We start from the raw sequence: 22,453 nt of genomic DNA on the forward strand, positions 1-22,453 counted from the left end.
ACGTAGGTTTGCGACCCCGAGTGGACCATGGCCGCCGCATCCGGATGCGAGGTGTAGCTGGCACCCCTATTTCCGCGGCAGACCGCGGCCATCCGTGCCGCGATCGATGTGGCCAGCAGACCGAAAGTTAGGTTTTGTCCGGTTGCGCGATCGGAGCCGGGGCGGGGCGGCGGGAACGGATCCAGAAGGCGATCAGCGGGATGGCCGTTGCCAGGAGCAGTCCCATGACGGGCCGCCATCCTGCGTATCGGCCGTCCGGAACCAGGCCTCCGAGCAGGAGGAACAGCAGGTACAACACCAGGGCCTGGGTGACGTAGCCCGCGGTGTACGGATCGCGCCGTGCCGAGGAAGACCTGCGAATCAGCACGGTGTAGATACCTGACAGGACGAGCGCACCCGACATGATCAACAGCCCGAAGACGACCAGGACGGAGTTCGATCTGACGTAGGCGCCATTCACCGACACCAGCCGACTGCCGGAGAACCCGACCGGCACGGTGGCGCCCTCGTCCACATCGACGACAGTCCCGCTCGGCGGTGTCGTCAGCACCGCGCCGTTGTCCAGCCGCAGCGAGATCTTCTGCGTCACCCAGTGCGAGTTCGTGTCCCAGCCGGAGTCGACTGCCGTGGTCAACACGGTCGCGTTGTGCATCGTCAGGCGGCCGGCGGCGAAGTCACTGCGGGCCGCGATGTCCTCGTAGGCGGGGCGGGCGACAAGAAGCAGCAGGACCAGACACAGACCGGCCGCGTATTTCAGAACAGTGCGCTCGAAGGTACGGCTGTCGCGCTCCGTGTCCATGACCTCACCGTACACATGGGCGTCTCTAGGCACAGCCACCCCTGACGACGGCGCCTCCCGACTCGCCCGGGCCGGCAAAGGCAAGCCGGACGATGCACCCATGCGAACCACCTCACCGCCATCCCCGGCGAACCGCTGCCCGCGCGTCTGACCAAACGCGCAGCAAGCGAGCCCCGCGGGACGGCTCCCGTGCCGATCTCGGCCACCACGCAAACGGCATCTGGCCCTGCTCGACGACCCGCTCGCCGTGCTGTTGAATTCCGCTTCATCCATGATCCAGACATCACCGAAACCGCCGAGTATCTCGATCCCGGCCCGGCCTCCGTAGCCGAAATGATCAACCAAGCGCTCGCACACCTGCGCAGCACCATGCAGGCAGCAGCCGAGTAACGCTGATGAGCTCAGCCGCCTGCGGACCGGTAGCGCGCTAGGGCGTGTTTCATAAGCAGGTCAGAGCCACTCGCAGATGATGGTGATGGTCAGAACTGCCTGGTAGCGGACGGCAAGTTTGTCGTAGCGGGTCGCGACGCCGCGGTGGCGTTTGAGGCGGTTGATGCCGCATTCGACGGCGTGGCGTTGCCGGTAGACGAGCCGGTCGAAAGCGGGTGGCCGGCCGCCTTTGCGGCCTTTGGCTTTGCGGTGGGCGTCCTGGTCACTCTTGCTGGGAATGCACGCCCGGATTCCGCGTTTACGCAGGTAGGAACGGTTTCCTTTCGAGGTGTAGGCCTTGTCGGCGAGGACCGTGTCGGGGCGGGTCCGGGGCCGGCCACCGCCGGGCCGGCCGACCCGGATCCTGGACAGGACCGGGATGAACTGCGGACTGTCCCCGCACTGCCCGGCGGTCACGATGAACGCCATGACCTTCTGCCCCTGCTCACAGGCCAGATGCGTCTTGGTGGTCAACCCGCCCCGCGACCGCCCCAGGCCGTGATCATCAGGTTCGGTGTGCACGCCGCCGGGCGGTTCCTTCTGCAACTGCCCGTCGCGGCGAGCACCGGCCGCGTGCTGATGGGCGCGGCTGGTCATCGAGTCGATGCTGATGTCCCAGCGGATCCGGCCGGCCGCATCGGCATGGGCCTGCAGAGCGGCCAGGATGCTGTCCCAGGTGCCGTCGCGTTGCCAGCGGCGAAACAGTCCATAGACGGTAGGCCAGGGCGGATAGACGGCGGCGACGTCCCGCCACGGAACCCCGTTCCGGATCCGCCAGCGGATCCCGTTGATGAGCTGCCATTTCGTCCACTTCGGCGGCCGCCCGTTCCCCGACACAGCAGGCAGCAACGGAGCAAGCCGCTGCCACTGAGCGTCGGTGAGGTCATGCCGCGTCGTCACCGCTAAGGTGGCCACGAGGTCTCCGGTATGAAGTTCTAGCTTGGTCGCTGAACCACTTACCGGAGACCTCTTCAGTTATCGATGACCGCCACGCCGTGACCCTCACCGGCAAAACCAACTTCTAAAACACGCCCTAGTGCGTTGACCACGAACGTTTACCGGGTCGGTGACACGCCGGATCGCCTCCGTCGGTAACTGCTGACGACGGCTCACTCTCAACGGCGGTGACATGCGTTGTTGAGAGTGAGGTGGCAGGTTGGCCGAGCCGGTCAGGGCACGGCGGTTGACGCAGGATGAGGGCCGCAAGCTGCAACAACTTGTCCGTAGGGGCAAGCACGATTCGGTCCGGGTACGCCGGGCGTTGATCATCATGGCGTCGGCGTCCGGGACGCCGGTTTCGGCAATCGCGAGCCTGATCGCCGGGCATGAGGACACCGTCCGGGACGTGATCCACTCGTTCAACGAGATCGGTCTTCGTGCGTTGGACCCTCAATGGGGCGGGAGGCCGTCCCCGCCGGATCAGTGACGACGATGAGGCATTCATCGTCGCGACGGCCACGGCCCGCCCGAGCACGCTCGGGCGGCCCTTCACCTGCTGGAGCCTGCGTAAACTCGCCGACTACCTGGCTACCGGCGCCGCCCGGCCGATCATGATCGGCCGGGAACGGCTGCGGCAGATCCTGCGCCGTAACGAGGTCAGCTGGCAGCGGACCCGCACCTGGAAGGAATCGAAGGACCCGGACTTCGACGCGAAACTCGACCGGATCGAGGAAGTCACCACCCGATTTCCCACCCGGTGTTTCGCGTTCGACCAGTTCGGGCCGCTCTCGATTCGTCCGCACCACGGCCGCGGCTGGGCACGACAATCGCATCCGGACCGACTGCCGGCGACCTACCACCGCACGCACGGCATCCGCTACTTCCACGGCTGTTACAGCCTCGGCGACGACCAGCTCTGGGGCGTGAACCGGCGTCGCAAAGGCGCAGATCACACCCTGTCCGCACTGAAAACGATCCGCAGGACGCGGCCGGACGGCGCCCCGATCTACGTCATCCTGGACAACCTGTCGGCGAACAAGACGCCGACGATCCGGGCCTGGGCGGTCCGGAACAAGGTCGAGTTGTGTCTCACGCCGACCAGTGCGTCCTGGGCGAACCCGATCGAGGCACAGTTCGGGCCCTTGCGCATGTTCACCATAGCGAACTCGGACCACCCGAACCACACCGTCTTGGCCCGCAAGCTGCAGAAATACTTGCGATGGCGTAACGCCAACGCCCGCCACCCCGACGTCCTGACCGCACAACGCCGTGAACGAGCCCGGATCCGCAGCGAACGACAACAACGCTGGGGCCGACCCCGAACGAAGGCCGCCTGACGGATCAGACCCGGCGAACGTTCGTGGTCAACGCACTAGCATTGCTGTCAACTTCTGCCACCGAGGGAGGGTTCATGGCGGCTCTCAGTATCAGAGATCTTGACGATGCGGTGAAAGAAAAGCTCCGGCTTCGGGCCACCCGGAACGGCCGCTCCATGGAGGCTGAGATCCGCGCCATCCTGACCACCGCTGTCACCGAAGACGCACCACGAACCGATCTGTTCAGCGCCCTCACGGACCGGTTCGCCCAGCTCGGCGGCACCGACTTCGATCTGCCGGCACGCACCACCACGCCCAGGGCTGCGAGCCTGCCGGAGTGATACGCCGGACGCCTGAAGAGGACATGGCGTGGTCGCCGCGATCCGCTGGGCCGGCCCAGGCCGCGAACTGACCCAGACCGGCCAGTTGACCATGGCAGGCATCCACCATCGACTTGCCACCAGCCTATGAGCCGGCAGAACCACATCGTCACGGGGTTACCCCGTTCGCGTGATCATTCGATCAGACGTCGAGCCAGGCGTCCGGCATTGAGTGACCGCATCGCGTCCTCCACGGCTTCCGGGTCGGAGAGATCGACACCACGGGCCTCCAGCTCCGCGGCGATCTGCTTGGCCGGACCCCACGCCGCCGAGTCGTCGAACGCCTCCTCGAACCCGGGGAGGAACACGTCGACAGCGTCGACCACCGGACCGATCCATACCGGGTCTACCGTGCGGCGTTCCAGCGTGTACCGGATCCAGCGCCGCAACACATCCGGCAACGCGGCGCGCTGCTCGGCATCCAGCACCGCCTTGCGCGGCAGCCAGTCGTCCAGGAACAAGCCGACCTGCTCCGGGCTCCAGCACAGTGGGCCACTGGTCATGTAACCGTCGCCGTAATCCAGGAACAGATCGGCCAGCGACCTGGCGACCGTGTCGTCCGCCGGCGCGAACCCGTCCAGCAGTAGTTCCCGTTCCGCATCGCCCATCGGCTGCCAGTCACCGAAGTCCGGAAGGTACGGCCGGCACCGCGACCAGGCCAGCGCCCGCAGGTCGAGGAAATCCTCGTCGTCGGGACGAGGCCAGGTCATGTCCGTGGCCCGCAGAGCATTCGCCAACTCCGCCAGCACGACGTCGACCGGGCTCTCGACGGCCGGCATCGGCACCTCGCCCGGCTCGCGCAGCCGGTTCCAGGTCTCCGCCGCCCCCGGCTCCAGCACCGCCAGCTTGTCCACCAGCACACCGGCCGCCAGGGAAATCTGCGCCATCAACGTGTGCGGGCGCTGCCCGGCGAACTCGATGAACAGCACGTGCTCGCTGTCCCAGACATCCACCGCCTGCCACGCCCGAGCCGGCTCGAAGGCAGGAACCTCGAACCACTGCGGCATCGGCTGACTCTCCGACAAGATCTCCAGCGTGCCATCCAGCAGCGGCCACTCCTCAGTGGCAGCGACACGCCGCAGCGCCGCCACCGCGGCCAGCCCATCCGGCGACGGCCGGGTCGACGCCCGGCCGGCGACCTCCAGGTGGAAAGTTTTCTCCGGCTCGCGCTCGCCGAGCCCCGCGGCCGACCACGCGGCGCCGAGCCAGCTACTGGCCCACCGCTCGGCCTCGAGCGCACTGTCCACGGACACGATCGTCACCGCGTCACGCATCAACCGATCCGACAACCGCAGCTCACGCACCGGGCGCTGCGGACGCTGCGGCTTACCCCGTCCCCCGGGACGACCACGACTCTTGGGCATATACCCGTTTACCACATCGAGCCTGGCACCAGGCCCCGCGCGACCCGCGGTTCGCGCAATTCCACCTTCGACGGCAGGCTCTCCGCACCACGCGCATAGATCCACATCACCGCCGACACCAAGACACGAACAACATTTACACCGTTAACTGGGCAATCCTGGGTAATAGGGTCGATCATGTCGGCCTGGGCGCGTCAGTAGCTGTGGAAGACGTTGCGCAGCGTGGTGATGTCGGCGTCGGCCAGGCTGGTGAACTTGCCCGGCGGCGTTATCAACAGCTTCGAGCGCCTCCCGTTCACGGCGTTCCGCAGGGCGCCGAGCGCGTTCGCCAGTAGCTGCTCCTGGTAGTCGATGCGGTCGTGAAGCTTCTGGATGGCCTCGGTCATCGACTGGATCACCGCTTGGACGGTGGCACCGGCGATCTCGAAGCGTTCATCCTTCTGGTCCGGCACCGTGCCGAGGATGGCACCGAGGGACTGGATCGACTCGGCGGCCATGGCGGCTCCGGCGGGCAGGCTCTCCGGTGCGACGGCGACGACAACGACCGCGGCGATCGCGCCGACCACCGTCAGCACGGTCTGGGTGCCCTTCTTGCGGTTCATGCACCACTGGTCGAGGGAGTCCAGGGTCTTGATGGTGTTCTCGCCGATGGTCCAGACGTCTGTGAGCTGCCGGCGCCGTAGCTCCAGGTGGGCGTCCATGACCTCGGCGAGGGTGGTGGCGTACTGGTGTTGCAGGCCGGCGGCGTGCGTCAGCGCGGAGCAGTATCCGGAGAAGTTGTCGGCCGCATCGCCGGTCCAGTACTTCATGCGGATGGTGGTGACATAGTCGACGAGTTGGCCGACGGTCTCGTCCTGTGAGTCCGCGCCGGCGAGGGTCTCGGTGGACAGCTGCCCGCCGGCCTTGCGGGTGAGTCTCAGGCTGGGGATAAGGGTGCCGGCGGTGCGGTAGAGCGGGCTGGTCAGGGACTCGTTGATGCTGTCCGGGTCGGGTATGGAGAACGCGGTGAAGTAGCTGGGGACATCGGCGAGGGCTTCCCGGACATATGCCTGCACGTTTGCGTTGTCCTCAGGGCTTCCCGAGGTCGGGGCGAGGTAGTGCGGATTGCTGGTGGCCATGCCAGGGGTCTGCGACTTGGCGTAGTCGTCGATGGAGCCCTGCTGGGCTTGGCTGTACGAGTTGTCCTGCCAGAGGACGACCTCGGCGGCCTTGTCGACGACGCGCTGGCCCAGTGATTGCAGGTCGGCGTAGCTGCGGTAGACGTATCCGTCGGCCATGACGTTGTCCTGCCTATCCGGCGATCTGGATCACCGGCGGCTGGTCCGCGGGGATGCGCTCTCCGGCCAGGGTGCCGGACGGATTCCCGCTGTCCCAGGCGGCCTTGAGGATGGCTTGGCCGGATTCGGTGTCGGTCTGCTCGTACACCTCGGCGATGTGGACCACGGTCTGGGCGGCGCTGAACAGGTTCTCGGCGCTGTGGCCCAGAACGTTCTGCAGGTCGTCGCGCAGTTCCTGCCAGAGTGCGGTGATCAGGCTCGCCGGGCCATCGGCCGAGACCTGGAAGGCTGCAGCCTGGCTGCCGGCCGTCAAAGCGACCGCGTTGTTGACCTTGCCGTAGGTGGTGGCCATCAGCAGCAGGTCCATTCTGCCGATGATGAGCAGGTCATTGATGTTGGCGGTGAACTGGTCGGCCATGCTGACTCCCCGTGTCGTCGGTGATGGTTCAGGCAAGGCAGGCCGCGGTGGCGACCGGGGTGAGACTGAGCGCGGGCTGACCCAGCGCGATCTGCACCGTGGTCTTGCTCCGGTCGGTGGCCTTGGGCAGCGCGAGCGTGAATTCAACGAACTGATCGGCGGTGATCCGGCCGTTCATCCCGTAGATGATCTTCCCGCTTTTGTTGCGCAGGATCAGGGTTGCCGCGGGAGCGCAGAGCCCAGCGCCGGACGGGTCGGTGACGATGCGACCGGTCACGGTGGAACGGCCGTCCCCGTCGGCAGCACCGACCTTCACATCGACAACCCGAACCTCACGAGGCCATCCAGCGAATGCGCTGGCGGAGACCGGTGTCGCTCCGTCGAAGGCCGCCTCAACCTTGCCGATCTCGGCGCCCTCCTTGTCGAGGTAGAAGCGCCCAGCACCGGCGAGTTCCTGACCCGGCAGCATGACCACGATGTTCGGGGACTCCTCCTCGCTTGCCGCGACCGTGGCACCCGACGGGTCGAGGAGGTGGACCTTCACCGAGGCGTTGTAGACGGCGTATGGGCAACTGTTACGGGTCACGATGCCGTACTGAACGGTCTGCCCGTCGAAGTTGAAGCCGGTCTCGGTGACGGTCGGCTTGCACGCCGGAGCACTCCGCGCAGGCCGCGGCGCGGAACTGGCGACAGCGGATGGCGCCGGGCCCTCGGCGGACGGTCCGTCGACGCAGCCGGCCAGGGAGGCCAGCACTACGGCCAGCGCGAACCACTTCAGGCGACGGGGCGCGATCATCGGCTCTCCCGGATTGCGTTGTCGGTGGGTGCGGCGCGGCGCCACGCGGGCAGGCCTGCCCCCAGGTCGTAATACTGGTCGAGCAGGCGGGCGCGGCCCGAACGGTAGGCGTTGATCGTGCCGTCGGCGGCGGTCAGGGCCTCGGTGACGAACCGGTCCTGGAAGAGTTCACGCTGGGCGCCGGGTCCGACCACGACGGTCCACGACGCCAAGGCTCGGCTGGTGATGCTGATCCAGCCGTCCGGCGAGGAACCCGTCACCGTCAGTTCGGCAGCTTCCCGCTCGAAGCTGCGGTCGACGGGGTTGCGGTCCGGCTCGTATCCGTCCAAGAATGCGGCCTCGACCTCGGCGTACTCCCGGTGGTAGCGAACCCGGACTGCCCCACTGACCGACCCCCGTAGATCGATAAACGCCATGCGCCGTGCTCGCCGGAGATTACAGCGATCGGGAACGCCGGGTTCAATCGATCCGTTATCCGACACTGGGCCCACCGGGAACGTGGCACAACGGCGCGCCTGGCCGAGGACCTCCGCCGCGACCTGGCCGAGGCCCGTGCGAAGGCCAAGCCTGCGAGGGGACTCGAACCCCTCGACCACCAAGTCGCTGACCTGCCCAAAGCACGGGTCGGCGGACGGGCAAGGGCTATCGGGCGCTGCCCGGGACGCGGTAGCGCAGATGCACGACGCCGTTCGGGAAGCGGTGCTCGTCGAGGAGTTCGAGGTCGGCGCGGATGCCGGTCGGCAGGCCTGGCTTGCCGCCGCCGAGGAGGACGGGCAGGACGACCAAGCGGCACTCGTCGACCAGCCCGGCCCGGAAAGCCTGCGCCGCGAGGTCAGCACCGCCGATGGTGAGATCGCTGCCGGCCGAGGCCTTCAGTTCGCGCACCGCGGCGGGGTCGAAACGGCGTTCGAGCCGGGTACCGGCGGTCGACACCGCGGCAAGGGTCGTGGAGTACACGACCTTGCTCGCCGCCTGCCAGGCGCTCGCGAAGTCAGCCATCAGGCCGGACCGCGCGGCCAGAGCCGGATCGGTCTCCCAGACGGCCATCGCCTCGTACAGCCGCCGCCCGTAGAGAAACGTGCCCACGGACCGCAACAGATCGGTGTGGAACGCGAACACCTCGTCGCCGATCGGAAACCAGTCGATCCCGCCGCGTTCGTCCTCGATGTAGCCGTCGACCGACACGTTCGTCACGTAGCTGAGCTTGCCCATGCCATCACCCATCCATGGTCCCGAAACCGACTGCCCTTACCCGCTCTACGAACGACCCGCGGCAGATCCGACACGTGCCGCCCCGATCGCGAACAATCGAAGCGGTCAGCGCCGCCGGCCGGCGGATTTGGCCTGGTACATCGCGGCGTCGGCCTCGCGCAGCAGGTGGTCGGAGTCGGTGGTCCCGTCGCCGGAGACGGCGACGCCGATGCTGACGCCAACCGTGACCGTACGGCCGTCGATGTCGATCGGCTCGGCGACCGTCTTCTGAATGGCGTCACACACCCGCTGGTACGCGTCCGGAGTCATCAGCCCGTCGATCAGCACCACGAACTCGTCACCACCCAGCCGCGCCACCGTGTCGGTACGCCGCAACAGCGTGCTCAGCCGCCGCGCCACCTCGATCAGCAGCACATCGCCGGCCGCATGCCCGAACGTGTCATTGACCGCCTTGAACCCGTCCAGATCGAGCAGCAGCACCGCGAACCGATATCCCGGCTCCCGCGCCGCCCGAGCCTCGGCCAACGCCAGGCGATCCTCGAGCAGCACCCGGTTCGGCAACCCGGTCAGATGATCGCGCAGCGCCGCCGTGCGCAGCCGTTCCTCCTGCTCACGCAGGGCGGCCATCATCACCTGATAGTCAAGTGCCGACGCCAGCAGCGCCCCGGAGTGGTTCATCATCTCGCGCCCGGGCGGCGTCGTCGACTGGATCCGGCCGACCGCGGCGAGCATCCCCCAGTCCCGGGCGCGGCTGCGCACCGGCACGGTGAAGACGATGTCGCCGGCCGCCCCGTCGGCCATGTCGAACAGTTCCGCCGGCGGAAACTTCGACACCGGCATCGCCGCGTCCGGTGCGCCCGCGCCGATCCGGAACTCGCCGACCAGCCGCAGGCTGTCCTCCGCCAGGTCGTCGTCCCACAAACCCAGGCACCCGGCTGACGCCGGGGTCAATCCGAGCCATTCGAGGGTACGGGCGTCGCCCTGCTCGATGCCGAGCAACGCGAGCCCGAGGTCGTACTGAATGTTGAGGGTGCTCTGCAGATATTGCACTTCACCGAAGAGCGAACGGGTGCCCGTTTCCGAGATCGGCAGCCCGGTGCGCGGGCAGCCGCACGAGTCCCGGTTCCGGAAGATCGTCGGCACCCGCACCTCCACCGGTTCCGCGTTCTCCCCGGCCAGCAGCCGGTAGACGGCCGCGCCCACCTCATCGAGCGGTTGCCGCACGCTTGACAGCGCCGGCCGCAGATAGGCCGCGTCCGCGATGTCATCAAACCCGACAACCGCCAATTCCTTCGGTACGTCGTAACCGGCCGCGACCATCCGCCCGATCAGTCCCATCGCGTTGCGGTCGGTGCCGAGCACGATCGCGGTGGCCGGCATCCCGGCCCGGACGAGCGCGTCGGCGACCGTGGCCCCGCCGCTCTCGTGGTTGTCCCCGGTGTCGAACAGCAGCGCGGGATCCGGCGTGATGCCGTGCGCGAGCAGCCCTTCGCGGTATCCCTCGTGACGCTCCCGCAGGTCGAAATGCGCCAGGTAGCCGGCGAACGCGATCCGCCGGTGCCCGTGTTCGATCAGGTGCGCCACGGCTTCCCGCACGCCGCTGCGGTTGTCGGCGAGCACCACCGACGCCCCGCTGTCCCCGGGGTCCTGGGCCACCACGACCACCGGCAGTCCCGCGCGGCGCGCCGCGGCGGCGTAGTCCGCGCCGACCGCCCCGGGCAGCACCGCCAGCCCGGCGAGATGTGCCCAGGACACCGGCCGGTGGTACTCGGGGATCCCGCTGCGGTCGGCGCTGTGCGCGCCCGGATCGAGCGTCTGCATCGCCATCACCCGGTCACCGCCGGCCACCGCCGCGGCGTTGATCCCCTCGATGATCGCGCCGTAGTAGTCACCGCCGACGAACGGGGACAAAATCGCGAAGGTACGGGCACTCACCGCCCCATGATCCCTTGCCCCGTTCTACCGCGGCCGCGAAGTCCGACTATTGCGCGTTCTCCGGGTCGGCGCGCCGCGGGATCGCCGGGCCGGAGATCGGCGTCAACTCACCGGCGCCGGAGTGGCGGCGAGCCGATCGTGGGTATGAGGTGGGGATGGAACGGGTGCGGTTCGACGGGTGGATCGCCGGGGTGGGGATGAGCGCGGGGCCCCGGCTGGTGGTGGGGCACTGGGTCGACTCGCCGTTCGGGGCGGTCACCGACGTCATGGTGGAACACCGCGACGGGCGGCGGGTGCTGCTCGCGCCGGACCCGGAGCTGGGCCGGTTCATCGCCGAGACGTACTCGTTCGACGAGGTCCGGGTGGTGCCGACGGCGATGCGGCGGGCCGGGAACGCGTGGACCGTCACCGCCGGCGGGCTCACCCTGCGGTTCGAGACCGGTGGGCGCGGTGCGCTCGGCGGCCTGCTGCGGCTGGTGCCGGCGCCGCTCGCCGGACGGCTGAGCTGGGTGCGGCTGGTCGACCGGCCGGCGCGGCTGCTGCGGGGCGTGCGCACCTACGGCAGTGCCGGCAACGGCCGCCGGGAGTGGTACGCCGCCCGTGACCTGCACCGGATCACCGCCGCGAGCGGCGAGCTCGACGGGACCGATCTGGGGCGGCTCACCGTTCTCGACCCGCCGGTGCGGTTCGGCTTCGGGTCGGCGCCGCGGTCACCGGCCCTGGTGCGCGTCACCACGACGGTGGAACTGCCGGCGCCTGCCGGGTGAGGCGTGGCGCCGACGGAAAGCCTGCGAGGGAACTCCGGCGGGTCAGGCGGCCGCGGCGGCGGCCAGTTGGTTGCGGCCGGCTCGTTTGGCGACGTACAGGTGGGCGTCGGCACGGTCGTACAGGTCGCGGCCCGGTTCGCCGGGGCGGCAGGCGGCCAGGCCCATGCTGAGGGTGACCGTCAGGCCCGGCATGATGGTGTTCCAGTCGCGGGCCTGGATCACCCGGCGGATGCGTTCGGCGACCTGCCGGGCCTCCTGCTCGCCGGTCGCCAGGAAGACCGCGAACTCGTCGCCGCCGAAGCGGATCGCGACCTCGTCGTGGCGGCAGTGTGAGCGCAGCACCGCGGCGATCTCGCCGAGCACCCGGTCGCCGACGCCGTGCGAGTAGCGGTCGTTGATGTCCTTGAAGTGGTCGACATCGATCAGCAGCAGCGAGCCGCCGTCGGCGACCGTGCTGATCCGGCGGTCGAACATCCGCCGGTTGCCGAGGCCGGTCAGCGCGTCCGAGGTGGCGGCCAGGTCGGCGGTGGTGCGGGCCGCTTCCAGCTCGACCCGGCGGTAGGCCTGGCGCAGCATCGTGCGCCGGTCCAGCCGCAGCTGCCACAGCGCCTCTACGTGGCTGCGCAGCGACTCCAGCACGGCCTGGGTGACCTCGCCGGGGAATTCGAGCGCGGCCGTGATGGTCAGCTCGTACTGGAACAGCAGCCGCTGCGAGCGCAGCACGGAGAGCTCCACGGCGGCCCGGAACTCGCGGCGGGCGTCCCGCCACTCGCCGTTCGCCCGCAGGGCCAGCCCGTGCGCGAGGTGCAGCAGGCGCGACTCGTGGTTCTGCTCGGCGGCGCGCATCTTCGGCAGCAGCTCGTCGACCAGGGCGAACGTCTCCTTGATCCGGCCGGCCTTGGCGTGGCAGACGGCCAGCAGCGCGATGCCCAGCGGGGAGTCGATGCCCTGATCGATCCAGTACTCCAGGGCCGTCGTGCTCTTGGCGACCAGGTGCGCCGCCTCCTCGGCCCGGCCCACCTGGTCCAGGCGCAGGGCCCACTCCAGCCACAGCTCGGCCTGGGTCAGCGCGGCGGCGGAGCGGTACACGTCGTCGGTGGGGTCGAACGCCTCGATGGACCGGCGCATCGCGTCGTCGGCGAGCTCGAACAGCTCGGCGACCCGGGCGGCCTGGGCCAGCGAGGCCATCGCGGAGAAGTAGCGCAGGCCCTTGCGCGGCGCCACGTCCAGCACGGCCATCGCCCGGGCCACGTAGTGCAGGCCGTCGTCGATGCGGCCCAGGTCGATCAGCACCTCGGCGGCGTCCGCCATGATCTTGGCGTCGGTGGCCTTCGGGCCGCCCAGCCGGGCCTGGTCCTCGATCAGGTCCTCGGCGATGCGCAACGCCTCGTCCAGCCGGCCGAGGCACTTGAGCGCGTACATCCGGCCCAGCCGGCTGACCCGGTGGGTGCGGTGGTCGCCGAGCATCAGCGTGATCGCCTCCGCCTCGTCGGCGGCGTGCAGCGTCTCGGTGTGGTGCCCGCGGATGGTCAAATCGTGCACGTGCAGCGCGAGCTCGGCGTAGGGACCGTACGGCGAGACCAGCACCGGCAGGCGATTCATCGGTACACCCCGTATCGCATGGCTCTATGGTCGGCTGATTCGCGCCGGACGTGAGGTAATCATCCGGGCCGCTTCCGCGCCCCACGCCCGCAGGCCCTTGCCGGTGGCCAGTTCCAGCGCCGCCCGCGCCTCGGCCCGGCCCTCGTCCGCCCGGCCGGCGGCGATCAGCAGGGCGGCGAGCGCGGTCCGGGCCGGCACCAGCGGCCAGACCGCGCCGGTCCGGGTGGCCTCGGCGACGACCGCGCGCAGGCCGGGTTCGTCGCCGCCCAGCCGGGCCAGGTACAGCCGGGCGTCGGCCATCGCCAGCGGCAGCCGGTACGGCCGGTCCAGGAAGTGCAGCAGTCGCGCCCGCAGCCCGTCGTGCCGGCCGGCGGCCAGGTCCAGGCCGAACTCGGTCAGCTCGACCACCGGGCGCAGCCGCTCGTAGTCGGCGTCGTCGACCAGCCGCCGGCCGATGTCCAGCAGCCGGGCGGCCAGCGCGGTGCGGTCGGTGTGCAGCGCGCCCTGCGCCCAGTTCAGGCAGGCCCGGGCCCGTTCCCGGGGACGGCCGGCGAACGTCTGGCCGGCCAGCGCGGCCGCGATGTCCGCCTCGGCGGCCGGGTCACCGGTCTCCAGCGCCAGCGACAGCCGGGCGATCAGCACCGCGAGCCGGGCCTGCGGGTCCCCGGACAACTCGGCCTCGGCGGCGGCCTCGGCGCAGAGCCGCTGATGCTCGGTGACGTGCCGGCCGACGACGGTGTCCGGCGCGGAGAGCACGGCCAGCGCCCGGGCCCGGCGGCCGTGCTGGCGCAGGTACGGCACGGCCCGCTCGATCTCGTCGTACCCCTCGCGGGCCTCGCCCTGCTGGCGCAGCATCCGGCCGAGCGCCAGGCCGAGCTCGCCGCGCGCGCCGGGCGGCAGGCGCCGGTCGGCGAGCAGCCGGCGCAGCACCGGGATCGCGTCGGCCTGCGCGACGCTCTCGATCGCCGAACAGGCCAGCTTCGCCGCGAGCCGGACCCGGACCGGGCGGGGCAGGTCCGGGTACCCGGTGGTCTCCAGCAGGAAGCGGGCCGCCGTCGCGTCGTCGCCCTGGGCGGCCGCCAGGTCGGCGGCCACCTCGGCGTTGCGGACGTGGTCGGCCGCGCTCCCGGCCAGCCGGTAGTGGTGCGCGAGCCGGGTCACCGGGCGCGGTTTCTGCTCCTCCAGCAGCCGCGCGGTGCGCAGGTGCAGCAGCCGGCGGGCGGTCGGCGGCACCAGCTCGTAGACCACCTGGCGGGCCAGCGTGTGCCGGAACCAGAGGCGGCCGTCGAGCTCGTGCAGCAGCCCGGCGTCGCGGGCCGCGCCGAGCGCGACCGCAACGGTCCGGTCGTCCACGCCGAGAACCGCCGCGATCGGGCGCGGGTCGGCGGCCGGGCCGATCGCCGCGGCCGCGCCGAGGATCTCCCGCGCGTTCTCGCCGAGGTGACTCAGGCGGGCCTGGAGCACGTCGCGGAGCAGGGCGGGGATGTCGCCCAGAGCCTCCGGGTGGCGCTGGATGCGCTCGACGTCGCCGTCGGTGACCAGGGTGCGCATCACCTCCTCGACCAGGAACGGGATGCCCGCGGTGCGTTCGTAGAGGTGGGTGACGAACCGGCCGGGCGGCTCGGCACCCGGGTCGTGCCGGGCCAGCAGCGAGGCGGCCAGCGCGCCGACCTCGTCGCGGCCGAGCGGGCCGACCGGCAGCCGGCGCACCGCGGCCGGCAGCGGCCGGACCGCGTCCGGATCCCGCATGGTCATCAGGATGGTCAGGCCGGGCACCGGGTGCGCCGCCAGGTGATCGATCAGGTCCAGCGTGGCCGGGTCGGCCATCTGCAGGTCTTCCAGGGCGACCACGAGCGGGCCGCGTTCGCGCAGCAGGGCGGCCATCGCGCGCAGCAGCCGGGCGCGGTCCGCGTCCGGGTCGAGCGGGGGCCCGGTGACCAGCGGCGGCTTCAGCCGCAGCCCGTCCAGCAGCGGCCCGAGGGGCTGCGGTTCGCGCAGGTCGTCGCAGTGCGCGACGACCACCGGCACCGGGGACCCGGCCAGCGCCTCGGCGACCAGCCGGGTCTTTCCGACGCCGGCTTCGCCGATCAGAAGAATCATTGCGTACGGCTTCGTCAGCTCAGCGTGCAGTTCGGCGAGCAGCTCGGCCCGTCCGACGAACGGCCCGGTCGCGCTGGGCAGCGCGAGGGAGGCGGCCAGCAGTGGTTCCCGCACGCTTGCTCTAGTGGCGCAGTGTGCTGGTCAGGCCGCCGCCGGACTTGTAGGCGAAGCACACGATGTCGCGGTCCCGGCTCCAGGTGCTCTCGGTCGGCGTCGCGAAGACGGTGTCGACGTCGCCGGTGCCGGCGGCCGTACCGGTGTAGGCCTGGAACCGGCCGGAGCACTCGGTCTTCGCCGCCTGGTCGACCGCGTCCGCACCCGGCCAGGTCCCCTTCGGCATGGTGTGGCGCCCGATCACCTCGGCGTTGTGCGCGGTCGTGCACGGCGTCACGTCGAGGTCGCCGACCAGCGAGAGGAACGGGTTCAGGCTGGTGCAGTCCCCCGCCCGGACGTCGGTGACGGCGATCGACCGGTTCCCGCGGACGTTACCGGCGTCGTCCCGGTCCGGGTCGATGACGTGGGTGTAGAAGACACCACCGAGGAACGCCAGCACGATGCCCACCCCGAGGATCAGCTTGAACCAGCCCCAGGCACCCCGGCGCCGCTTCGGCGGCGTGAACGGCTCCCGCGGCGCCGAGTCCGGCCAGGGCTGCCCGAACTGCGCACCCGGGTAGGGCGGCTCACCGGCGGTCGGCGGGGTCTCGATCGGCTGCGGTGCGGGGTCCCCGTGGTCTGCATTCACGGCGGTCACCGTAATGGCCATGGTCACGCTGGACCAAACGCCCACCAGACGTTCGGGCACGTGACCTGCCGCAGACGGGCGACGACGGTTCCGTGCGAACGTCGGCGTGGGCGCATCGCGGCAGTGCCTGCATATCAAGCAGATGAGGGCGCGCGTCGCAACGCATCGGTCAGGAATCAAGAAGCGGTGAATGGCGCCGATTCGTAGCGTGGAACCCATGACAACGATCAACTCCATCAGCGTCGGAGCGTCCGACCCTGCCGCCGCCGCAGCGTTCTACCAGGCCGCGTTCGACTTGGGCGACATCGTCCGGGTGCATCGGTCGGAGGCACCGACCACTGGCTTCCGCGGATTCGCGGTCTCACTCGTTGTCGCGCAGCCCGCCGACGTCGATATGTTCGCCGAGGCCGCTCTGGGCGCCGGCGCTACCGCGCTCAAGCCGGTGACCAAGAGCTTCTGGGGCTACGGTGGCGTCGTCCAAGCACCGGACGGCACGATCTGGAAGCTGGCGACCTCGTCGAAGAAAAACACCGCTCCGGCCACCCGGCGGGTCGAGGCTGTGGTTCTGCTCCTCGGCGTCGAGAACGTCAAGGCGACCAAGCAGTTCTACCTCGAGCACGGAATGACCGTGGCGAAGAGCTTCGGCAGTAAGTACGTCGAGTTCACCGCCGGGGACTCACCGATGAAGCTGGCGTTGTACACCCGCCGTGCCGCCGCCAAGGACGTCGGGACAGCCGCGGAGGGTACCGGCTCGCACCGAATCTCGATCAACGGCGATAACGGCTCGTTCACCGATCCTGACGGATTCGTGTGGGGGGAAACGACCGCACACGCTGCCTGACGCCCAGGCCGTTGTCCGAGTCCGGTGGGCCCTGGTGTCATCGCGGCACAGGCGTGCAGACTTGTGTCCCATGCCGGTACTTGATCCCCCCGAATTGACGGCGACGGGTAGCCAGCTGCCCTCAGTTCGCGCTCTGGTGGAAGAACGCATCATCTTCACCTACCGTCTGCCCGCCGACCACCTGGAACGGCTGCTCCCGGTTGCCTGGCTGACCCCCCAGCTCGTAGACGGCGACGCGGTTGCCTCGGTGTGCGTGTTGCGGCTCAGCAAGGTCACGGCCGGTCCGGTCCCCGCCCTGTTCGGCGTCCGGAGCGTCAGTGCGGCGCGGCGCTACGGAGTTCTCGATCAGAGGTCCGGCGGCCGCCCTGCCGTCTTCGTCACCGAGCGCACGACCAACTCGGCTCTCGGCTCCCTCTTCACCGGGGCCGGGTTCTCGGCCCAGCACGAGCATCTGTCCGCGAACATCAGCAGAGACGACGAGTCGTTCCTGGTCGCCCTGGGCAACGACCGCTTCAACGGTCGAGCGGTCCCGGCTCAACGGTGGTCGTCGTCGCTGTTCCCCACGCTCGGGGACTTCTCGGCCTTCTTGGCCGAGGGGATCCGGAGCTACGGAACGTCCCGGCACGAAGGGCAGCTCACCATCCTCGACCTGTTCAAAGAGGACAAGGGCTATGAACCGCTGGCCGCTCGTGCGGTCCGTGGATCGCTGGTGCAGCCCTGGCTGGACGCCGGAGCCGTCCTGGACAGTGTCGCCCGCACCACGAACGCGAAATATCGCTGGACCTACCACGGGCTCACTCGCCGGCCCTGACTCGACTTTGACGTCCGAACGGCCGACCACCATGGCGAGCCGGCCGTTCGGGGCGGAAGGCCGGGCCCGTGAACGGGCCCGGCCTTCCTCTGGGGGGTGAAGGTTCTCAGCCGGTAACGGTGACCGGGATGCGGCGGACGACCGTGTGGCCGTCGCTGACGGCGAGGACGCCGTGGTACTGCTTGCCGGCCTCCAGGCCGGACCAGCGGACCGTGATCGTGCTGATGGAGCCGGCCTTGATGGTGCTGCGGGCCGGGCCGGCGGTGAACGTGCCGGTGTTGACGCCGGGCGCGCCCGGGGTGATCACCGTGTAGCTCAGCTGCTGGCTGTTCTGGCCGGCCGGCAGGTTCCACAGGTCGGTCTGCTCGACGACCAGGGTGTAGTCGCCGGCGCCGTCCGGCAGGTTGAGCGTCGCGGTGTGCGGCAGGTGCATGAACTGCGCGTCGACGAACTCGCCCTTGGCGTTGAAGATCTTGGCGTAGAAGTCGCCGCAGGCGCCCTCGTCGTCGTCGTCGAAGAAGCAGCGGGTGTACTGCGCGTCGACCCGGACGTTCGGGCCGAGGCTGCCGGCCGGGACGTGGATCTTGGCGACCGTCATCGCCGGCGGCGCCGGGTTCGGGATGGTCTCGTAGGTGTCGTCCCAGGCGTTGCCGATCATGCCGGTCAGGGTGAATCCGGTGGTGGTCCCGGCGGTCAGGCCGGCCCGGTCGATCTCCAGCTTGCCCTGCCAGCCGGGCTGCAGCGCGACGCCGAGGCTGCCGCTCGTGCCGGTGCCGGTGAGCTTCTCCGGCGCGACCAGCTGGGTGTTGTTCACCAGGATCGGGCTGCGCACCCGGTGGCCCTGAGCGTCCACCCAGGTCAGGTTGCCGCTGACCGGCACCCCGAACGCGCCGCCGGCGTGCGTGACGGTGAGCGTGTAGGTGACCGACCGGCCCGGCTTGACGGTGAACTTCGCCGGGCTGACCTTGACCGAGTAGCCCTTCGGGGCGTCGATCTTGGCGACGTACGTGCTGGTCCGGGTGCCGACGTTGGTGACGGTCCGCTGGATCGAGCGGGTGCCGACCATCTTGCCGAACGCGACCGACGGATAGTTGAGCGCGGCCGGCGGCGTCGCGTCGATCCCGGTGCAGTCCGGGTAGTAGCCCCAGTCGTTGTTGTCCTCGCGGATCTCGTACGCGCCGCACAGGAAGCCGGCCCACTGCTGCGGGGTCGACTCGTAGACCAGCCCGGCGTCGAGCGCGGCGGCCGGCACGACCTCACCGGAGCCGTAGTTGAGCGGGGTCGCCTGCTGATCGACGTACCAAAGCGGGTTGCCCTTATCGGTCTTGTCCCTGGATCCGGTCATCAGCGCCGAACGGATCGCGGTCGGGTCCCAGCTCGGGTGCTTGGCCTTGACCAGCGCCGCGATCCCGGCGATGTGCGGGGTCGCCATCGAGGTGCCGGACATCATCGCGAAATTGCCGTCGTGCTCGGCCGGCGAGACCGCGGCGACCACGTCCGAGCCGGGCGCGGCGACATCCGGCTTGATCAGGTCGCCGCCGCTGAGCGAGGACGGACCGGACGACGAGAAGCCGGCGACCGCGGGGGCCTCGACCCGGGTGTAGACGCCGGCCGAGATCTTGATGGTCGGCGTGGCGGTGGCCGCGTAGCTGAGCAGCGCGGCGCCGGTCGGCACGTCGACGTGCGCGGTCGGTACCGCGTGCAGGTCGGCCATCAGCGCGTTCGGGTCCCACTCCGGCTGGTAGAGGATCATGCCGACGCCGCCGGCGTCCGCGACCACCTGGCTCTTCGCGACCCGGGCCGACTCGCCCCGGGCGCAGAGCACCACCTTGCCCTTGACCTTGGCCGGGTCGAGCGTGCCGGCCAGGCACATGCTCGCCCAGTAGTCGTCGCCGTCGATCGTGGACGCGGACCGGCTGTCCAGCAGCCCGGCCGAGACGCCGGCGGCGCCGATGCCGACCCCGGTGTACGTCTTGCCGTTGCCCAGCTTGATCGTGCGCAGCCAGCGGTGGTCCTGCTCGGTGGCGGCCACCGTGGTCACCCACGGCAGCGTGTTGTCGACCGAGCCGGCGCCCGGACCGGCGTTGCCCGCGGCGGCGGCCACGAACACCCCGGCCGCGGCGGCGTTGAAGAACGCCTCGTCGATCGGGGTCCACGCCTCGCTGTCGTCACCGACCGAGTAGTTGATCACGTCGACGCCGTCGGCGACCGCGTCCTCGATCGCGGCGATGATGTCGGTCATGCTGCCGACCGCCCCGCCCGCGCCGTCGGACCAGAGCGCCTTGTAGATCGAGAGCCGCGCGCCCGGGGCCATCCCGGTGATCGTGCCCATGTCCATCCCGGACACGGTCGCGTGCACGCCGCTGAGGCCGGCCGCGGTGCTGGCGGTGTGGGTGCCGTGACCGTTGCTGTCACGCGGGGACTTGAACTCGGCCGGGTTCAGCGTGGAGAGGCCGTCGTTGTCGTACCAGCGGGCGCCGATCACCTTGTTGTTGCAGCGGGCCGGCTCCGCCGTACCGAAATCGCAGGTGCCCTTGAATTTCGCGGCGATCGTCCGGGCGTCCGGCCGGGGCTCGGACAGCGGCGCGAAGCTCGGGCTCTCCGGCCAGTAACCACTGTCGATCACGCCGATCACGGTGCCCTCGCCGGCGTGCTTGTCGCCGCCGAAGGACTGCTGCCAGACGCCGGCGCGCCCGGTCAGGCCGAGCTCGTCGGCGGTCGTCGAGATCTGCGCGTGGACCAGCCTGTCCTCGACCACCGCGGCCACGCCGGGGGTCTTGCGCAGCGTCGCGGCCTGACCGGCGGTGAGGGTCGCGGTGAAACCGTTGAAGGTGGTGTCGAAGGCGCGCCCGACGCTGACCCGGGCCGCCTTGGCGACGGCGGCGCGCCGCTGCCCGAGGTGATCCCGGTAGGCGCCGGCGTCCGCGGTGGTCCGGCTGAGCTTCGCGCCCTGCGGCGCGCGGGTGGCTTTCAAACCCGAGACCCCACCTGCGTACGACGCCAGCGGCGCCTCGGCGAGCCGGACCACGTACCGTCCGGACAGGTTCGGCGTGGTCGGGGCGGCCCCGTCACCGAGCGGATCGGCGTGGGCCGGCAGCGGGGACCCGGCCATCGTGACGAGTAGGGCGGCCAGGCTCGTGCCGAGTCGCCGGAGGTTCAGAAACGGTCGCACAGCAGTGATTCCTCTCCCCCGGCACCCCAGGCGCCGGGCGAGCTGAACCTACGAAGAACATCGATCCGGCCGACAGCGGCGGGACGCGAACCGGTACGCCGCGAAACAAACTCGTAACCGAACGATCCGGTCCCCGTAACAATCGCTCAGCCGGCGTCGCGGGCGCATTCGACCGAACCCTGCGGTTGAGCGCCGGGCTGACCGTGCTCGCGGCCGCCAACCTCCGGGGCAGGACCAGCGTGCTGGAGCTGATCACCTGGTGTCTGCGGGACTCGCCGGGGCCGGCCCGCAGGGCGTGGTCCGTGGCCGGCTGAGCCGGCTCGACTGCGACGTGACGACGGAGCTGCTGAACCTGGAGCGACTGGAGGGCGTCGTCGCGGTATTTCCGTCGGCCGAAAAGGCAACCTTGCGGCATCGGCGTACGTCATATCTATGTGATGGTCCGCCGAATCAAGCCGTGGGCGCGCGCCCTGGCCCTGCTGGCCGTCATCGCGGGAGCGCTCAGCGCCGCTGTCCCGGCGCACGCCATCGCCGGGGGTGACCGGGTGCCGCAGGGGCGGTATCCGTTCGCGGTGAAGCTCACCATGACCGACATTCCGGACGGCAGCAACACCCGGGACAGCTCCTGCACCGGCAGCCTGATCACTCCACAGTGGGTGATCACCGCCGGGCACTGTTTCAAGGACGACGCGGGCCGGCACGTCAGCCGCCCGGTGGCGAAGCGGACCACGGCCACCGTCGGGCGCACCGACCTGCGGACCAAACGGGGCCGGGTGTCCACCGTCGTCGCGGTCCGGCAGGCGCCGGGGGCCGACGTGTCGCTGGCCCGGATCGATCCGCCGATCACCGACATCGCGCCGATCCATCTGCGGACGGCCGCGCCGAAGGTCGGCATGCTGGTGCTGCTGGCCGGCTTCGGCGACACCGGGCGGGACAAGCCGACCGCGACGGTGCTGCAGTCCGGCACGTTCGAGGTGGTGTCGCGCACGTCCGGGCTGCTCGGCGTGAGCGGCCGCAAGCCGAGCGCGACGACCAGCGCGTGCCGGCACGACTCCGGCGGCCCCTACTTCACGGTCGACGGCAGCGGGCATCCGGAGCTGGTCGCGGTGGTCAGCAAGGGGCCGTCGTGCCCGCACACCGGGGCGGACACCGCGTCCCGGATCGACGCGGTGTCCGCGTGGATCGCCAAGACGGTCGGCAAGTCGCAGCTGAACCGGCCGTATGCGACCGCCCCGGCGCGCCCGCCTGCGACCTCGCCCACGTCCCGCTCGTCCGCCACTCCCGGGGCGGCCGCGGCGCTGCCGGCCGCCGGGTTCCCGTCGCCGTGGCGGGCCGTGGTGCCGATCGTCGCGGGGCTGCTCACGGTCGCCGCCGTCGCCGCCCTGCGGCAGAGCGCCCGGCGCCGCCACCGGGCCGGCCGCAGGGTCCGCTCGCACCGGGTCTGAGGCGGCCGAGCGTCCGGCGCCGCCACCGGGCCGGAAGAAGGGTCCGCTCGCACCGGGTCCAGGCAGGTTTTTAGGGGTATTCGTGGTTCTCCGCGCCGCGTTAGCGTC

The 22,453-nt window shown here is 70.2% G+C and carries 20 protein-coding genes and 1 pseudogene; 8 read left to right on the top strand and 13 right to left on the bottom strand.

Features of this window, described 5'->3' with window-relative positions; genetic code table 11:
- Nucleotides 1–127 precede the first annotated feature (127 nt).
- Complete coding sequence (locus tag L3i22_RS41245; RefSeq protein WP_221322863.1) at nt 128–799, bottom strand: hypothetical protein; 672 nt, start codon at nt 797–799, stop codon at nt 128–130.
- A gap of 189 nt (nt 800–988) precedes the next feature.
- Here L3i22_RS41245 and L3i22_RS41250 point away from each other — a divergent pair, with 189 nt between their 5' ends.
- On the top strand, nt 989–1,189 hold the full coding sequence (locus tag L3i22_RS41250; protein ID WP_221322864.1) for a hypothetical protein: 201 nt from the start codon (nt 989–991) through the stop codon (nt 1,187–1,189).
- A 60-nt stretch (nt 1,190–1,249) separates the two neighbouring features.
- On the opposite strand, the gene L3i22_RS41255 is transcribed toward L3i22_RS41250, so the two are convergent.
- Nucleotides 1,250–2,143 (bottom strand): IS5 family transposase, encoded by an 894-nt coding sequence (locus tag L3i22_RS41255; RefSeq protein WP_221322865.1) that lies wholly within the window; start codon nt 2,141–2,143, stop codon nt 1,250–1,252.
- Nucleotides 2,144–2,384: 241 nt separating this feature from the next.
- Between L3i22_RS41255 and L3i22_RS41260 the strand changes: the two are divergent.
- Nucleotides 2,385–3,504: pseudogene (locus tag L3i22_RS41260) on the top strand (IS630 family transposase).
- Between the two features lie 74 nt (nt 3,505–3,578).
- On the top strand, nt 3,579–3,824 hold the full coding sequence (locus L3i22_RS41265) for an Arc family DNA-binding protein (RefSeq protein WP_221322866.1): 246 nt from the start codon (nt 3,579–3,581) through the stop codon (nt 3,822–3,824).
- A gap of 173 nt (nt 3,825–3,997) precedes the next feature.
- Here the strand turns inward: L3i22_RS41265 and L3i22_RS41270 are convergent, their stop codons facing one another.
- The 7 genes from L3i22_RS41270 to L3i22_RS41300 all read right to left on the bottom strand — a co-directional run bounded on the left by L3i22_RS41270 (nt 3,998) and on the right by L3i22_RS41300 (nt 10,865).
- Nucleotides 3,998–5,137, bottom strand: coding sequence for a hypothetical protein (locus L3i22_RS41270; RefSeq protein WP_221322867.1), 1,140 nt, complete (start codon nt 5,135–5,137; stop codon nt 3,998–4,000).
- Between the two features lie 284 nt (nt 5,138–5,421).
- Nucleotides 5,422–6,504 (bottom strand): hypothetical protein, encoded by a 1,083-nt coding sequence (locus tag L3i22_RS41275; RefSeq protein ID WP_221322868.1) that lies wholly within the window; start codon nt 6,502–6,504, stop codon nt 5,422–5,424.
- A gap of 13 nt (nt 6,505–6,517) precedes the next feature.
- Nucleotides 6,518–6,922, bottom strand: coding sequence for a hypothetical protein (locus L3i22_RS41280; protein ID WP_221322869.1), 405 nt, complete (start codon nt 6,920–6,922; stop codon nt 6,518–6,520).
- Nucleotides 6,923–6,950: 28 nt separating this feature from the next.
- Nucleotides 6,951–7,763, bottom strand: coding sequence for a hypothetical protein (locus L3i22_RS41285; protein WP_221322870.1), 813 nt, complete (start codon nt 7,761–7,763; stop codon nt 6,951–6,953).
- The gene (locus L3i22_RS41290; protein WP_221322871.1) at nt 7,715–8,134 is read right to left on the bottom strand and encodes a hypothetical protein; all 420 of its coding nucleotides are present in this window, start codon (nt 8,132–8,134) and stop codon (nt 7,715–7,717) included. The genes L3i22_RS41285 and L3i22_RS41290 overlap by 49 nt, the downstream gene beginning before the upstream one ends.
- 226 nt (nt 8,135–8,360) lie before the next feature.
- Entirely contained in the window at nt 8,361–8,930 is a 570-nt protein-coding gene (locus tag L3i22_RS41295; protein WP_221322872.1) for a dihydrofolate reductase family protein, read from the bottom strand.
- Nucleotides 8,931–9,035: 105 nt separating this feature from the next.
- On the bottom strand, nt 9,036–10,865 hold the full coding sequence (locus L3i22_RS41300) for a GGDEF domain-containing protein (RefSeq protein WP_221322873.1): 1,830 nt from the start codon (nt 10,863–10,865) through the stop codon (nt 9,036–9,038).
- A 14-nt stretch (nt 10,866–10,879) separates the two neighbouring features.
- Between L3i22_RS41300 and L3i22_RS41305 the strand changes: the two genes are divergently transcribed.
- Nucleotides 10,880–11,632, top strand: coding sequence for a hypothetical protein (locus L3i22_RS41305; RefSeq protein WP_221322874.1), 753 nt, complete (start codon nt 10,880–10,882; stop codon nt 11,630–11,632).
- Between the two features lie 42 nt (nt 11,633–11,674).
- On the opposite strand, the gene L3i22_RS41310 is transcribed toward L3i22_RS41305, so the two are convergent.
- From L3i22_RS41310 to L3i22_RS41320, 3 genes are read right to left on the bottom strand one after another with little or no spacing between them, the layout of a single operon-like run.
- Nucleotides 11,675–13,234, bottom strand: a complete 1,560-nt coding sequence (locus tag L3i22_RS41310) for a GGDEF domain-containing protein (protein ID WP_221322875.1) — start codon at nt 13,232–13,234, stop codon at nt 11,675–11,677.
- Between the two features lie 24 nt (nt 13,235–13,258).
- Complete coding sequence (locus tag L3i22_RS41315; protein ID WP_221322876.1) at nt 13,259–15,448, bottom strand: AAA family ATPase; 2,190 nt, start codon at nt 15,446–15,448, stop codon at nt 13,259–13,261.
- 7 nt (nt 15,449–15,455) lie between these two features.
- Nucleotides 15,456–16,076: a septum formation family protein gene (locus L3i22_RS41320; protein WP_221322877.1), complete on the bottom strand. Its 621-nt coding sequence runs from the start codon at nt 16,074–16,076 to the stop codon at nt 15,456–15,458.
- Between the two features lie 217 nt (nt 16,077–16,293).
- Between L3i22_RS41320 and L3i22_RS41325 the strand changes: the two genes are divergently transcribed.
- Nucleotides 16,294–16,917, top strand: coding sequence for a glyoxalase (locus L3i22_RS41325; RefSeq protein WP_221322878.1), 624 nt, complete (start codon nt 16,294–16,296; stop codon nt 16,915–16,917).
- Between the two features lie 136 nt (nt 16,918–17,053).
- Nucleotides 17,054–17,728 (top strand): DUF2071 domain-containing protein, encoded by a 675-nt coding sequence (locus L3i22_RS41330; RefSeq protein ID WP_221322879.1) that lies wholly within the window; start codon nt 17,054–17,056, stop codon nt 17,726–17,728.
- Nucleotides 17,729–17,834: 106 nt separating this feature from the next.
- Here the strand turns inward: L3i22_RS41330 and L3i22_RS54480 are convergent, their stop codons facing one another.
- Entirely contained in the window at nt 17,835–20,900 is a 3,066-nt protein-coding gene (locus L3i22_RS54480; protein WP_221322880.1) for a S8 family serine peptidase, read from the bottom strand.
- A gap of 185 nt (nt 20,901–21,085) precedes the next feature.
- On the opposite strand from L3i22_RS54480, the gene L3i22_RS54080 reads away from it, so the two are divergent.
- Together L3i22_RS54080 and L3i22_RS41340 are read left to right on the top strand one after the other, a co-directional pair.
- Complete coding sequence (locus L3i22_RS54080) at nt 21,086–21,214, top strand: hypothetical protein (protein ID WP_255657561.1); 129 nt, start codon at nt 21,086–21,088, stop codon at nt 21,212–21,214.
- A 123-nt stretch (nt 21,215–21,337) separates the two neighbouring features.
- On the top strand, nt 21,338–22,345 hold the full coding sequence (locus tag L3i22_RS41340) for a trypsin-like serine protease (RefSeq protein WP_255657562.1): 1,008 nt from the start codon (nt 21,338–21,340) through the stop codon (nt 22,343–22,345).
- Nucleotides 22,346–22,453 lie beyond the last annotated feature (108 nt).

The organism is Actinoplanes sp. L3-i22 (assembly GCF_019704555.1).
Classification (GTDB): domain Bacteria; phylum Actinomycetota; class Actinomycetes; order Mycobacteriales; family Micromonosporaceae; genus Actinoplanes.

Excerpts from the sequence above, each read along its gene's own strand:
- L3i22_RS41245 (WP_221322863.1), bottom strand. The coding sequence starts at position 799 with ATGGACACGGAGCGCGACAGCCGTACCTTCGAGCGCACTGTTCTGAAA.
- L3i22_RS41265 (WP_221322866.1), top strand. The coding sequence starts at position 3,579 with ATGGCGGCTCTCAGTATCAGAGATCTTGACGATGCGGTGAAAGAAAAG.
- L3i22_RS41270 (WP_221322867.1), bottom strand. The coding sequence starts at position 5,137 with ATGCGTGACGCGGTGACGATCGTGTCCGTGGACAGTGCGCTCGAGGCC.
- L3i22_RS41275 (WP_221322868.1), bottom strand. The coding sequence starts at position 6,504 with ATGGCCGACGGATACGTCTACCGCAGCTACGCCGACCTGCAATCACTG.
- L3i22_RS41280 (WP_221322869.1), bottom strand. The coding sequence starts at position 6,922 with ATGGCCGACCAGTTCACCGCCAACATCAATGACCTGCTCATCATCGGC.
- L3i22_RS41290 (WP_221322871.1), bottom strand. The coding sequence starts at position 8,134 with ATGGCGTTTATCGATCTACGGGGGTCGGTCAGTGGGGCAGTCCGGGTT.
- L3i22_RS41295 (WP_221322872.1), bottom strand. The coding sequence starts at position 8,930 with ATGGGCAAGCTCAGCTACGTGACGAACGTGTCGGTCGACGGCTACATC.
- L3i22_RS41310 (WP_221322875.1), bottom strand. The coding sequence starts at position 13,234 with ATGAATCGCCTGCCGGTGCTGGTCTCGCCGTACGGTCCCTACGCCGAG.
- L3i22_RS41325 (WP_221322878.1), top strand. The coding sequence starts at position 16,294 with ATGACAACGATCAACTCCATCAGCGTCGGAGCGTCCGACCCTGCCGCC.
- L3i22_RS41340 (WP_255657562.1), top strand. The coding sequence starts at position 21,338 with ATGGTCCGCCGAATCAAGCCGTGGGCGCGCGCCCTGGCCCTGCTGGCC.